Origin of the sequence: Streptomyces sp. ATexAB-D23 (assembly GCF_000373645.1) — a bacterium.
GTDB lineage: Bacteria > Actinomycetota > Actinomycetes > Streptomycetales > Streptomycetaceae > Streptomyces > Streptomyces castrisilvae.
On sequence record NZ_KB892002.1, the window covers coordinates 37390 to 51384 of the forward strand.

Below are 13995 nucleotides of genomic sequence, written 5' to 3' on the forward strand. Positions count from 1 at the left end.
CAGACCGGGCCGGGCTCAGAACATGCTGAGCAGTTCCTCCACCGAGCGCTCGGCGGGCGGCCGGCCGTCGGGCAGCGGCAGCTCGAACCAGACGGTCTTGCCGCGCGGGGTCCGCCTCGCCCCCCACGCCGCGCTGAGGAGCCCGACGAGCTGGAGGCCGCGCCCGCCCTCGTCCGTGTCGCGGGCGCGCCGGCGCCGGGGCTGGACCAGACCGGCGTCCCACACCTCGCAGACCAGGGTGCGGTCGCGCAGCAGCCGGAGCCTGATCTCGCCCTCGCCGTAGCGCAGGGCGTTGGTGACCAGCTCGCTGACCAGGAGTTCGGTGGTGTCGACCAGCTCTTCCAGGCCCCATTCGGTCAGCTGGCCGCGGGCCAGTTCGCGGGCGCGGCCGACCGAGCGGAGTTCGCGGGGCAGCCGCCAGTCGCCGACGGCCTCGGTGGGCAGGCCCTGTATCCGGGCCATCAGCAGCGCGATGTCGTCCTCGCCGTGCCGGGTGTCCAGCGAGGTCAGTACGCGGTCGCAGACGTCCTCAAGGGGGCGTTCCGGTTCGACCAGGGCGGCGCGGAGCGCGGCCAGGCCCTCGTCCAGCGGGTGGTCGCGCGACTCGACGAGGCCGTCGGTGTAGAGGGCGAGCAGGGCGCCCTCCTTGAGCTCGACCTCGACCTCCTCGAAGGGTTCGCCGCCGACGCCGAGCGGCATCCCGGGCGGTACGTCCAGGAGCAGCGCGGCCTCGCCCGGCTCGACCACGACGGGCGGCAGATGGCCGGCGTTGGCGAAGGTGCAGCGCCGGGTGACCGGGTCGTAGACGGCGTAGACGCAGGTCGCGAGGTACACCTCGGAGAGGTCGGCCTCGCGGGACTTGCGCGCGGCCCGCGCGGGCCACTGGGCGCCCCCGCCGCCGTCGGACGGGGAAGCGCCGCCGGGGGTGCCGAGTCCCCGGGCGACCTCGTCGAGCGCGGAGAGCACCTCGGCGGGCTCCAGGTCGAGGAGGGCCAGCGTGCGTACGGCGGTGCGCAGTTCGCCCATGGCCACGGCGGCGCGCAGCCCTCGGCCCATCACGTCGCCAACGACGAGGGCGGTGCGGTGGCCGGGCAGCTCGATCACGTCGAACCAGTCGCCGCCCACCTCGGTGGCAGTGTTGCCCGGCAGGTAGCGGCAGGCGATGTCGAGCCCGGCGGCCTCGGGGTCGCCCGGGGGGAGCAGGCTGCGCTGGAGGATCAGGGCGCGTTCGTGCTCGCGGCGGTAGAGGCGGGCGTTGTCGATACAGACGGCGGCGCGGGCGGCCAGCTCGGTGGCCAGGGCCCGGTCCCGGTCGTCGAACGGCTCGCTGCCCTTCGTACGGGAGAACCGCACCAGGCCCACCACGGTGTCGTGGGCGACCATCGGCACGGCGAGCGTGGACTGTACGAAACCCCGGTCGTCGGCCGGGACGTCCTCCACCCGGCCGGTGCGCAGGGCGACGGCGCAGGGCGAGCTGAAGGGGTAGCGGTGCACGGCTCCGAGGGCGGGGGGCCCGTCGGGGCCGCCCGGCGGTCCGGAGTCGGATGCGGCGGGCAGCGCGTCCGAAACGGCGCTGGCGAAGGCGACGCGGCGCAGTTCGGCGGAGCCGCCGACCGCCTCCCCCGGCAGCGGGCTCCAGCTGCCGGGCGCGGCCTCGTCGCCGGTCAGGAGCGCCTGGTAGAGGTCGACGGACGCGAGGTCGCAGAAGACCGGGACCGCCACGTCGAGGAGTTCGCGGGCGGTGGTCTCCAGGTCCAGGGAGTTGCCGATGCGGGCGCTCGCCTCGTTGAGCAGGGCGAGGTTGCGGCGGGCGCTGGCGGCTTCCCTGGCGGCCATGTGACGCCGGGTCACGTCGGTGGCGAGCCCGGCGATGCCGATGGGGCGGCCCGATCCGCTGTGCACCCGGTAGAGGTTCATCGACCAGTGGCGGCGCTCGGTGTCGCCCGGGGCCATGCCGACGAGCTGGAGGTCGGTGACGGAGTTGCCCGTCTCCAGGACCCTTTCCAGCGTGGCCGTCAGGCGGTCCGCCTCCGCGCCGGAGAGGTAGTCGCCGACGGTGCGGCCGCGGTGGTCGTCGGCCCGGCCGCCGAAGACGGTGGCGAACCGCTCATTGGCCCGTACGACGGTGAGGTCGGTGCCGAAGAGAACGAAGCCGAAAGGAGATTGGCCGAATATCGCCTGCGAGGCGGCGAGATCCGTCTCGATCCGGCGCAGTGCGCGGACGTCCACGACGATGCAGACCGCGGCGCGCTCGCCGGTGGCGGTCTCACTGGGCATCACGTAGATCTCGGCGAGCCCGTGCACTCCGTCCTCGCCCGGCATCCGGAAGGGGACGAGGCCCGTCCACTCCTTGCCGTCGAGCACCTCGCCGACCCGGCGGCGGCCCTCGCGGCGCACCTCCCCGGGCAGGAACGCCTCGACCGGGTCCTTGCCCACCGCCTGGTGAGCGGCAACGCCGAAGAGACCGGCGGCCCGGCGGCTCCACTGCTCGATCAGGCCGTCGGGCCCGATCGAGAAGGAGGCGACTCTGACGTAGTCGTAGATCGAGCCGGGCGGACTGCTCTGCCACACGACGTCGCCCGCTGTCCCAGGTATTTCGCTCACGCGACCGTCCCCTCCAGCTCACACACCGGACCGGTCATGCCCGCAGTATTCAGCACTACGGCCCCGTCCGGCACGGCGTTCACGATCACAGCACGGTCTCAGTCCCTTTCAGCCAGGTTCTGCCCGACCTCCGGTGATCGCTGTGCGTCCCACCTCACTCCTAACCAGGCAGGGCCAGCTCGAACCACACCGTCTTGCCGCTCTTTCCCCGCCTGGTCCCCCAGCGCCGGGCCGCGCAGGCCACGAGCTGGAGCCCTCTGCCGCTCTCGTCCTCCGGTCCGGGCGCGCGTTCGGTGGGCGGATCCGGAAGCGGATCGGAGACTTCCACCAGGAGACCGGGGTGGGCGGAGAGGTGGTCGCCGTCGGGGTGAGGGCGCATGAGGCGCACCCCGATGGGCCCGTCCGTATAGCGCATGGAGTTGGTCACCAGCTCGCTGACCAGCAGAACCGCCTCGTCGCCGACGGCGGTGTCGAGCCCCCAGCAGCGCAGCGCGTCATGAACGGCGTGCCGGGCGGTACGCACGGCGCCGGGGACAGCCGGAAAGCTCCACTCGACGCGGTCGCCTTCGGTATCGGTCACACCGATCACTCCCAGGGCCTGCAACGGAAACGCCCTGCATGCGGGGGCTGAACAGCACATACCCGATATTCATGTCCAAATACCGCTGCCCTCGACACGTGGGGCGTACGGGTGTACGGCAGTGCGCACGTACAGGTGCCCGGGAAGCGGGGGCGCACACATGCGGCGCCGCGCACCGCGCCTCGGTCGCTCCGCCCGGGGGCGTGCGCCGCACCCCGCGCCCCCGGGCTCAGCGCGGAGCACTGCCGGGCACAGCGCAGAGCGCCGCCGGGCGGCCGGACGCGCGGACTTCCCCGGTCGCCGGGCGGTCAGCGCGCGACGCCCCCGCCCCCGGGCAGCCGGCGCACGGCTTCCGCGACGGCGGGGAGGTCCTGCTCCAGCCAGTCGACCGTGCCGCTCTCGCCGGGCCCGAGCCAGCGCAGCTCGTCGTGGTCCTGCAAGGGCGCGGGCACGCCGGACACCAGCCGGGCCGTCCACACGCGCAGGACATAGCCGCGCGCCAGCGGCCATTCGCCCGGGATGCGCTCCAGGGGCTCCGTCTCCACGCCCAGCTCCTCGCGGAGTTCGCGCACGAGGGCCTGCTCGCCGCTCTCCCCCGGCTCGACCTTGCCGCCGGGCAGCTCCCAGCGGCCGGCCAGCTCGGGCGGCGCGCTGCGGCGCGCGGCCAGCAGCCGCCCCCGGTCGTAGACGGCCCCGGCCACCACCACGCGATCAGTCATGCCGGGGAGCGTAACGCCCCGTCCCCGGGCCCCTGAAAAAGCCCACGAACGGCTGGATTCCCCCCGGGCGCGGAGCACCGGCGCGCGAAGACCCGCCGGACAGGCCCTACGGCCGGGCGGCCTGACTTATGCGTTCCACCCAGTAGAGCTGCTCGTGGCCCCGGTCCTGCAACTTGTCGGCCGTCCGCTGGGCCTCGTCCTGCGTGGCATACCTGCCCACGCGGTAGCGGTTGCCGTTGTCATCCTGCCGAACCACCAGCCAAGGAAGCACGGCACCGCTGTCGCTCATCGTGTTTCTCCCGAGCATCGCGCCCCTCCCCTGAACGACGTGCACGCTTCTAAGGAACCCCAGGAAACCGCAGTACGCATATGCCCGAGCGTACGCCTGACCTTCACTCAACGCATACGTCTTTTCACAAAGAGGCACCAATCCGGCCAGGAACGGATCGACGCCCTGGGGGCGCATCCGATTGGATGCGCCCCCAGGGCGTCACGGAAACCCCACCGCCCCCAAGGCGCCGCACATAGGAGCGGGACATGACAATCGGGCACAGGTGTCCGCCCGGCCGCGATCACCTCACGGGCAGCCGGTATCCCACCCGGTAGCGGTCGGCGGGCACCACCACGTCGGCGGTCTCGACGGGCCGCCCCGAGGCGTAGAAGGTCCGCTCGATCACCATGACCACATGCCCCGGCACACCCCCCAGCGCCAGGAGCTCCTCCGCCAGCCCCGGCCGCGCGCCCACCTGCTCGGCCACGTTGTCCACGACGACATCGATGGCGGCCATCCGCTCGACCACCCCGCAGCCGCCCAACGGGCCCTCCTCCGGCAGCATCACCGGCGTGCGCCCCGTGACCGCGAGGGGCTCCCAGGAGGTGGAGAGCATCATCGGCTCACCGGCCTCCCGGAACACATAGCGCGTACGCATCACCCGGTCGCCCGGCTCGATGCCCAGCCGGGCGGCGATCTCGGGGCTCACGCCCTCCTGTTCGCTCCTCGACTCCCAGGTCCCCCGCGCCCCCTCGGCCGACTGCTCCTGCCGGAACGGGCCCGCGCCCGCGTCGGGCCGGAAGCCGGATCGCTCGATCATGCGCGGGACCGGACGCTCCCGCACATACGTACCGGAACCGGACCGGCCCTCGACCAGCCCTTCGGCCATCAGGACCTTGCGCGCCTCCAGCGCGACGGTGTCCGAGACCCCGTACTCCTCGCGAATGCGCGCCTGTGAGGGCAGGCGCGTATGCGGCGGCAGCGAACCGTTGACGATCTTTTCCCTCAGATCGCTCGCCACGCGCAGATAGGCGGGCCGCTCACCGAAAGCCACAGGCCACTCCCCAAGAGGTTGACAGACTGCGACAGCGTCGCAACCGTGGGTTCCGGACCGCAAGCGGAGGCCATAGTTTCACTCGAAGTGATGACATTGGCCGGGCCTGGGCATATCCCGCGGACGGGGCCGGTGACCGGCCCCGAGGGGCGACCGCACGCGGCCGCCCCTCAGTCGTGCGTGCGCATGGTCACCAGTCGACGGTCTCGGACCAGATGGACTGGATGGAGGCCGAACCCCACGGGTTGACGGCGACCGAGGTCTGGCCCACGGGGGCCCAGTCGCCGAGGACGACGCGCTGCGGGAGCCGGGGGTCCGGCGCGTTGAGCACCGCGTGGATCCGGTGGTGCCCGGTCCCTCCGGTGCACAGGCTGGAGATCGTGCTGCCCGCACCGCTCCCGTAGGAGACCGTGCAGTTGGCCGGTGCCGCCTGGGCGGAGGGGGCCGACGTCAGCATCGCGCCGACGGCGGCCATGGCAACAGCCGCGGTACCGATCACACTGCGCTTCCCGAACATGAGACTCCTTGGGTCCGTTGATGGGTCCAGCGACGGGCCCCGTGACCGGAATCCGCCGCGATCCGCCGAACACCCCGCGCATGTCAGATTCATGACACTTCCGGAGATCGCGTGAAGAATCCTCCACACATGTGTGCGCGCTGACAAGAGCGTTGCCCATATTTGGTCCAGTCCAATCGAGGCGACTTCACGCCAGGGGGACCGCGCGTAGGGAAACCCCTCAGCATTCGCGCAGTGCCTGGCAGCCGCTCCGGCGGGCTCCCCACACTCGTGCGTCGGCACCGCTCCCCACCGGGGCGCCGCCGCCGGTTCGTCGCACCTGCCCACCGCGCCACCGCCCCCAACACCCCGCGGGCCGGCGGCCGGACTCCCCTGTACGAGGTGAAAGGACACCCCCGTTCCTATGTACATACGAAGAGCCGCGAGGCTTCTGACGGCCACTGTGGCCTGTGCGTGTGCCTCCGCCATCGCCCTGCCCGGGGCGACGGCCGCCCCGTCACCCGCCGCCCCCGCCCCCGCCCCGGCCGCCGGCCCCCACGCCTTCGCCCCGGCCCCGTACACGACGCAGCCCTCGGCCGCCGTCCGCAAGGACGTGGAGGCCGACGCGAAGAAGGCCCTGGCGGCCCACGGGCAGGCCGCCCACCGCAGCGGCTCCGACTCCTTCACCGTCCGGAACCTGGTGGTCGACCGGGACGGCTCCGCCTCCGTACGGTTCGACCGGACGTACAAGGGCCTGCCGGCCTACGGCGGCGATGTCGTCGTACGGCTGAAGCAGGACGGCGCCTACGAGTCGCTGACCACGGCGGCGCGGGCCACGCCCTCGGTGTCCACCACTCCCGAACTCACCGCGCCCCGCGCCTCCCAGCTCTCGAAGAAGGCGTTCCGGGGCTCGGTCGACTCGGTCTCCGCGCCGCGTCTGGCCGTCCAGCTGAACGACGACGACGCCACCCTGGTCTGGGAGACCGTGGTCAGCGGGGTGCGCGCCGACCAGACCCCGAGCCGGCTGCACGTCCTGGTGGACGCGCGCTCCGGCGAGGTCGTCCGCACCAGCGACGAGGTGAGCACCTTCGCGGCCGCCGGTGACGCCGCCCCGGCCCGTACGGCCACCGCGGCGAAGGCGCCGGCCGTCGCGGGGGCCGCCGCCACCGCGGGCACCGGCCGCACGATCTACAGCGGGCAGGTGTCGCTCGACGTCACGCAGACCGGCGGTGGGTACGCCCTCCAGGACCCGTCGCACGGCAACGGCTACACAACCAACCTCAACCACGCCACCAGCGGCACCGGTTCCGTCTTCACCAGCACCACCGGCACCTTCGGTAACGGCTCCGCGAGCGACCCCGCGTCGGCCGGCGCCGACGCCCATTACGGGGCGGCGATGACGTTCGACTACTTCAAGACCGCCCACGGCCGCAACGGCATCTTCGGCGACGGCCGGGGCGTGCCCTCGCGGACCCACTACGGCAACGCGTACGTGAACGCCTTCTGGGACGGCAGCCAGATGACGTACGGGGACGGCCAGGGCAACCAGCGCCCGCTGGTCGAACTCGACGTCGCCGGGCACGAGATGGCGCACGGCGTGAGCGGCGCGCTCACCGGCTGGGACGAGACCGGTGAGACCGGCGGGATGAACGAGGGCACCAGCGACATCTTCGGCACACTGGTGGAGTTCTACGCCAACAACCCGGTCGACAAGCCCGACTACACCATGGGCGAGCTGATCAACATCAGCGGCAACAACCAGCCGCTGCGCTGGATGAACCAGCCCTCGCTGGACGGCGCGTCGCCCGACTGCTGGAACAGCAACAACGGCAGCCTCGACCCGCACTACTCGATGGGCCCGCTGAACCACTGGTTCTTCCTGGCGGCCGTCGGCAGCGGCAACCACGGCTATGGCAACAGCCCGACCTGCAACAACTCCACGGTCACCGGGATCGGCAACGACAAGGCCGGCAAGATCTGGTTCAAGGCCCTGGCCTCGTACGCCAACAGCCGGGAGAACTACCACCAGGCCCGGATCGACTCGCTGAAGGCGGCGGCCGACCTCTACGGCGCCCACTGCACCGAGTACAACACCATCGACGCGGCCTGGGCGGCGGTGAGCGTCACCGGCGCGGACCCGGTCCCCGGCACCTGCGGCAGCCAGCCCGGTTCGCCTTCCGTGACCAACCCCGGCAATCAGACGAGCGCCGTCGGCACCGCCGTCAGCGTGCGGATCCAGGCGAGCGACCCGGGCGGCCAGACCCTCATCTACAGCGCGAGCGGCCTGCCCGCGGGCCTGTCGATCAGCTCCTCCACCGGCCTCGTCACCGGCACCCCGACCACCGCCGGCACCTCGGCCGTGACCGTCACCGCGAAGAACCCCGCCGGCGCCACGGGCACGGCGGCCTTCACCTGGACCGTCACCGGCGGCGGCAACCCGCCCGAGGGCTGCGGCGACCTGCCCGCCTGGAACGCGACCACCGGCTACACACCGGGTGACCAGGTCTCCTACAACGGCCACACCTACACCTCGCAGTGGTACTCGACCGGAGCGGAGCCGGGCGCCCCGGGCTCCTGGGCCGTCTGGACGGACAGCGGCCCCTGCTGACCCCCTGAGTACCTGAGCACCTGACACCGGTCCACCTGACCACCGGTCACGGCGCGTGCCCCGCCGCGCCGTGACCGGTCAACCCGCGTCGGGGAGTGCACCGTTGACCCCGCCCCCGCCCGGTCCTACATTCGGTCGGTCATGGGCGGGCCCTGCTGCACGGGCAGCGGGGAAGAAGGCTGCGCGCAGAGGGGCCCCGATGACCCGCTCCAGAACCGACCGTCTCCGTACCGCCGACTCCCGTACCGCCGACTCCCGTAACCCGGGCTCCCGTAACCCGGGCTCCCGCACCGCGGGCCGGGACGCCCTGCGCAACGCGGCCCGCGCCCATCTGGAGGGCGGCGGCGGTGTCCTGCTCACCGGCCCCGAGGGCATCGGCCGGAGCACGACGGTGAACCAGCTCGCCGACGAGTTCGCGGCGCGCGGGCACCGCGTCCTGCGCTGTGCGCCGGCCTCGTCCGACCGGGACAGCCCCTTCCTCGGCCTCATCGACCTGCTGGCCACGGCCGGCGACGCCCCGCTGGCCGGTCTGGCCGCCCAGGAACGGGCCCTGCTCGAAGGCGCGCTCCTGCGCCGCACGCCGCCCGCCGGAGCCGACCCCACCACGGGCCGGGACGCGCTGGTCCTGCGCATCGCCGTGCGCAAGGTCCTGGCCGCGCTCGCCGGGACCGGGCCCCTGCTGCTGGTCGTCGACGACGCGCAGTGGCTGGACGAGCCGACGGCCCGGGTCCTGCTGTTCCTCGCCCGCCGCACCGTGCCCGGGTACGCCGTACTCGCCACCCTGCGCACGCCGCTCGCCCCGTCCGACGAGGGTCCGCGGCCGGACCGGGCGACGGCCTTGGAGCTGTGCCCGCAGCCGGTCCGTACGCTGCCGCTCGAACCCCTGACCGTCCGCGAGATCGCCGATGTGCTGGACGCGCACGGCGAGGGCCCCTGGCCGCCGCAGCTGACCGCGCGCCTGCACGAGGCCGGCGCGGGAAATCCCCGTACGGCCCTGGAACTGTCCGCAGCCCTCCACGCGGCGGTCTCCTCCGGCGCGCCCCTCCCCGACTCCTCGGAGCCGCTGCCCGTCCCCGAGTCCCTGAGCCGTCCGCTCCTGGAGCGGGTGCGGGCGCTGCCGGCGCGGGCCCAGCAGGTGCTGCTCACCGCGAGCGCCGCCGTCCGCCCGACGGTGGAGCTGCTGCGGCGGGCGGGCTGCCGGTACGCGGACGCCGATGTCGACACCTGCGTACGGCACGGCCTGCTACGGGCGCGGGACCACGGCACGCTCGGCTTCCCCGACCCGCTCACGCCGTTGGTCCTGGCGGCGCGGGCCCCGTACGCGCTGCGGATGGACGCGCACCGCGCCCTGGCCGGGGCCGCCGACGACCCGGTCGAGCGCGCCCACCACCTCGCCCGGCTGACGGCGGGCCCGGACCCGGCGGTGGCGGACCGGCTCGTCGAGGCGGCTGCCGCGGCCCGGCGCCGGGGCGCACCGGGGACGGCGGCCCGGTTCGGGCGGCTGGCGGCGCAGTACACCCCGGCCGACGGGACACCCACCGGCATCGGCCGCCGGCTCACCGCCGCGGAGGACGGGCTGGACGCGGGCGACTTCGGCTTCGCCCGGCAGCTCGCGTACGAGGTGCTGCGGGAGGCCGTCCGGCCCGCCGACCGGGTCCGCGCCTGGAACGTGGTGGTGGACTCCTCGGGCCAGGCGATGTCGGAGGTCGCGGACGTGTTCCCCGAGGCGGTACGGGACGCGGGGCGCGATCCCGGGCTGCTGGCCCCGCTGCACTACCGCATGAGCTGGCACGCGTGGATGGTGGGCGGCTCGGCGCGGCGGGCGCGCGACCACGCCGCACGGGCGGCCGGGCTCGCCGCGCGGGCGGGCGACCGGCGCACGGAGGTGCTGGCGCTGACCCAGCAGGCGGCTCTGGAACTCTTCCTGGGCCTGCCCGGGGCGGAGTCGACGCTCACCTCCGCACTCGCCGCGCCCCACGACGCGTACGCGATGAGCCACCACAACGGGCCGATCTATCTCAAGCACCGCTTCCACCTGGTGCACGACCAGCTGGAGGAGGCCCGAGCGGAGCTGCGGACGCTCGTGTACACCCTGCGTCAGCGCGGTTCGGCGGACTGTCTGAGCCAGTGCCTGATCGGCCTCGCCCAGCTGGAGATCCAGCGCGGGCGTTGCCGGCAGGGGTTGTCGATGGCCCGTCAGAGCCTGCGGATCGCCGAACGGGCGGGGCTGAGCCAGGGGCCCGCCTGGTACGCGGTCGCCCTCGCCGAGACCGCGGGCGGCAGCCTGAGCCAGGGCCTGGCGGCGGCGGAGGCGGCCAGGCGGCACAGCGAGGACGACGACGACCGGCTGTTCCTGCCCAGGGCGCTGCACGCCGAGGGCCGGATCAGGCTGTTCAGCGGCCAGTACGGGCAGGCCGCCCAGCTGCTGCGCCGTACCGCCGAGATGGAGAGCGCCCAGGGCCAGGGCGACCCCGCGACCCGCCGCTGGCACGCCGACCTCGTCGAGGCGCTGGCCCGCAGCGGGGCGGTGGACGAGGCGGAGTCGGTCGGCGACCGGGCCCGCGCCCAGGCCGCCCGGCTCGGCAGGACCGGCACCCTCGCCGCCCTGGACCGGGCGGCGGCCACGGTGGCCGAGGAGCGCGGTCGCCTGGGTGCGGCCGCCGCGGGCTACGAGGACGCCGCGGGGCGCCTGCGGGCGGCCGGCTACCCCCTGGAGGAGGCCCGCGCCCATGTGGCGCTCGGCCGCGTCCGCCGCCGCCTCGGTGACGAGGGCGCCTCCCGCGCGGCCTTCGCCCAGGCGCTGCGCATCTTCACGGCGGCGGGCGCGCGGGCCTGGGTCGCGGGTGTACGGGCGGAGCGGGACCGGGGCGAGGAGGCGCCGTTCCCGCACCTGGAGGGCAACGCCTGGCCGGAGCGGCTGAGTTCGACGGAGCGCAGTGTGGTGACGCGGGTGGCCCAGGGTGCGACGAACCGCGAGATCGCGGCGGGTCTGACGCTCAGCGTGAAGACGGTGGAGGCGGCGCTCACCCGCGCCTATCGCAAGCTGGGCGCGAAGTCGCGCGTGGAGATCACCCGAATCGTCATGGCCCGCCCGGCAACGTGAGGCGCGATCAGGGGAGTTGGGTGCGCAGTCCCTTGACGAGGACACGCCCATGAGTATGGTCTAGACCTGAAGGTGAGCCTCGGTCGCGGAAGCGGCCGACGGCGCGCGAAGGGCTGCGGGCGGCGCCCCCTCGCCACCGGCCGCACCCATGCCCTCACCGTGTTCAGCACTCCCCACACGAGGCCGCACCGGTGCGGGCGCGTCCGACCGCTGCCGTCACCCCGCGGCAGTCCCCAGCGAAGGAGTTGGCATGAACGCGAAGCGAAGACTGGCCCTCGTGATCGGTGCCGGAGTCGCCCCCCTGCTCGCGGTGGCCCTGCCGGCCGCCACGGCCAGTGCCCACGGATACGTCTCCAACCCGCCGAGCCGCCAGGCCCAGTGCGCCTCGGGCGTCGTCGACTGCGGCCAGATCAAGTACGAGCCGCAGAGCGTCGAGGGCCCCAAGGGCCTCATGAGCTGCAGCGGCGGCAACGCGCAGTTCGCCGAGCTGGACAACGACAACAAGGGCTGGAAGGCCACGTCGGTCGGCAGCTCGACCGACTTCTCCTGGACCCTGACGGCCCGCCACGCCACGAGCACCTGGCAGTACTACATCGGCAACTCCAAGATCGCCGAGTTCAACGACAACGGCGCCCAGCCCGGCGCCACCAAGACCCACCACGTGAACTTCGGCAGCTTCTCCGGCCGCCAGAAGGTCCTCGCCGTCTGGAACATCTCCGACACGGCCAACGCGTTCTACGCCTGCATCGACGTCCAGATCGGCGGCGGCGGTGGCGAGAACCCCGGCGGCGGCGACGACGGCGACCCGGGCGACTGCGCCACCGCGGCCTGGGACGCCGGCCGCGTCTACAACGGCGGCGACACCGTCTCGTACAACGGCCACACCTGGCGCGCCAAGTGGTGGGTCCAGGGCGACCAGCCCGGCACCACCGGCGAGTGGGGCGTCTGGGAGGACCTCGGCGTCTGCTGACGCCACACAGGTGAGCGGTTCGGCCTCTCCGCGGGGGTGCGGTGCTCCCGCGGAGGGGCCTTCGCCATGCGACACGTCCCGCCTCGCCGGGCAGAAGAGGCAACAGGCAACCCTGCCAAATCTTGATCCCTGAACCGCGCCTCGTGCCAGACTCCCTCTTGGATGCGGAGCGGAACGAACCCCTCACCAAGGGTGTTCGTCACCGGTCTCCGCATCGCCGGTGAACGTCGAACGAAAGTCCCCCGTGAGGGCGCACGGCTCTCACGGTCACTGTTCGAGGGAGAGTCCGATGACGAGCACACCTTCACACTTCGGCCCGGAACTGCGCCGATTACGGCAGGAGGCGGGGCTGTCCCTGGCCGACTTCGCCATGGCGCTCAACTACGACAAGGGCCATCTCAGCAAGGTCGAGCGCGGCGGGCGTACGGCCTCGTCCGAACTGGCCCGGCGGTGCGACGCCTTCCTCGGCGCGAAGGGCGAACTGGAGCGCCTGGCCGCCCGCCCCGATCCCGCCCCGGACACGGCCGAAGCCCCTGCCCCGAGCCTCTGGCAGGTCGGGCGCCGGGCGGTCCTCGCGGCGGGCACGGGGTCGCTGATCGATCTCGGGCTCAAGGGCGGAGGTCAGCCGCACTCCGCCGCCGGTCCTCTCCTTCTCTCTTTCCGGGCACAGTTCGACCAGCTTCGCCAACTCGGCCAGTCCACCGCCCCGAAGCTGCTGCTTCCCCTCCTGGAGACGCAGACCCGTACGGTCGCCGGGCTGGCCGCCGACAGCCCCTCTGCCACCCGCACCCCCGTGCTCCTGCTCGCCTCGCGGTTCGCGGAGTTCACCGGCTGGATGGCCCAGGAGGCCGGGGACAGCGGCGCTGCGCTCGGCTGGACCGGCGAGGCCGCCGAACTGGCCCGTGCCGGGGGCGATCCGTACCTCGGTTCGTACGCACTCGTGCGACGCGCCCTGGTCACGCTCTACGACGGCGACGCCGCGAGCACCGTCACTCTGGCCCGCCGGGCGCAGCGCGACGACCTCCCGCCCCGTATCCGGGGACTCGCGGCTCAACGAGAGGCGCAGGGACACGCTCTCGTCGGCGAGGAACGCGACTGCCTGCGCAGCCTCGACAGGGCGCGGGAGTTGCTCGCGGGTGACGACGCCCGCGGCAGCGCGGGACCCGTGATCGGCACCACCCATGTGAACGATCCGGCGGCGATGACGACCGGTTGGTGCCTGCACGACCTCGGCCGGCCGAAGGCCGCCGCCGAGATCCTCGACCGGGAGTGCCGCCGCCTCCCTCCGCACGCCCTGCGCACCCGTGCCCGGTACGGCTTCCGCAGGTCCCTGGCGCACGCGGCCTCCGGGGAGGTCGAGCACGCGTGCACGATCGCCGGGGAACTCCTCGGGGTCATGCCTGCCGTGCCCTCGGCCACGGTGAACAGCGACGTCCGGCGTCTCGCGCGGGAGCTCCACCGGTTCCGCAGCAGCCGGGCCGTACGCGATCTGCAGCCCGCGCTGGCCCGGGTGCTCGCCCCCGCGCAGGACTGACACCACCTACGCGACCGGGCCGTACCGGCGACCGACACCACGGCCGAAGCTGCCCG

Annotated in this window: 10 protein-coding genes; 4 read left to right on the forward strand and 6 right to left on the reverse strand. The window is 73.5% G+C overall.

Going from position 1 to position 13995, the window contains the following annotated elements:
• Window positions 1-15: 15 nt before the first annotated feature.
• From B082_RS0102560 to B082_RS0102585, 6 genes are all read right to left on the reverse strand, one after another.
• Window positions 16-2571, reverse strand: a complete 2556-nt coding sequence (locus tag B082_RS0102560) for a SpoIIE family protein phosphatase (protein ID WP_018550252.1) — start codon at window positions 2569-2571, stop codon at window positions 16-18.
• 193 nt (window positions 2572-2764) lie between these two features.
• Window positions 2765-3193: an ATP-binding protein gene (locus B082_RS0102565; protein ID WP_026249355.1), complete on the reverse strand. Its 429-nt coding sequence runs from the start codon at window positions 3191-3193 to the stop codon at window positions 2765-2767.
• A gap of 299 nt (window positions 3194-3492) precedes the next feature.
• Window positions 3493-3903 carry a (deoxy)nucleoside triphosphate pyrophosphohydrolase gene (locus tag B082_RS0102570; protein WP_026249356.1) on the reverse strand — a complete coding sequence of 137 codons (411 nt, stop codon included), beginning with the start codon at window positions 3901-3903 and terminating at the stop codon, window positions 3493-3495.
• 106 nt (window positions 3904-4009) lie between these two features.
• A complete protein-coding gene (locus tag B082_RS0102575) occupies window positions 4010-4210 on the reverse strand; it encodes an SPOR domain-containing protein (protein ID WP_018550255.1) in 201 nt (66 codons plus the stop codon).
• A gap of 265 nt (window positions 4211-4475) precedes the next feature.
• Window positions 4476-5228: a GntR family transcriptional regulator gene (locus B082_RS0102580; RefSeq protein WP_018550256.1), complete on the reverse strand. Its 753-nt coding sequence runs from the start codon at window positions 5226-5228 to the stop codon at window positions 4476-4478.
• Between the two features lie 190 nt (window positions 5229-5418).
• The gene (locus tag B082_RS0102585; protein WP_018550257.1) at window positions 5419-5745 is read right to left on the reverse strand and encodes a hypothetical protein; all 327 of its coding nucleotides are present in this window, start codon (window positions 5743-5745) and stop codon (window positions 5419-5421) included.
• 403 nt (window positions 5746-6148) lie between these two features.
• Between B082_RS0102585 and B082_RS0102590 the strand changes: the two genes are divergently transcribed.
• From B082_RS0102590 to B082_RS0102605, 4 genes are all read left to right on the forward strand, one after another.
• Complete coding sequence (locus B082_RS0102590) at window positions 6149-8332, forward strand: M4 family metallopeptidase (protein WP_026249357.1); 2184 nt, start codon at window positions 6149-6151, stop codon at window positions 8330-8332.
• Between the two features lie 199 nt (window positions 8333-8531).
• On the forward strand, window positions 8532-11435 hold the full coding sequence (locus tag B082_RS0102595) for an AAA family ATPase (RefSeq protein WP_018550259.1): 2904 nt from the start codon (window positions 8532-8534) through the stop codon (window positions 11433-11435).
• Window positions 11436-11685: 250 nt separating this feature from the next.
• Complete coding sequence (locus B082_RS0102600; protein ID WP_018550260.1) at window positions 11686-12405, forward strand: lytic polysaccharide monooxygenase; 720 nt, start codon at window positions 11686-11688, stop codon at window positions 12403-12405.
• A 289-nt stretch (window positions 12406-12694) separates the two neighbouring features.
• Window positions 12695-13939, forward strand: a complete 1245-nt coding sequence (locus tag B082_RS0102605; RefSeq protein ID WP_018550261.1) for a helix-turn-helix domain-containing protein — start codon at window positions 12695-12697, stop codon at window positions 13937-13939.
• The last annotated feature ends 56 nt before the right edge of the window (window positions 13940-13995 follow it).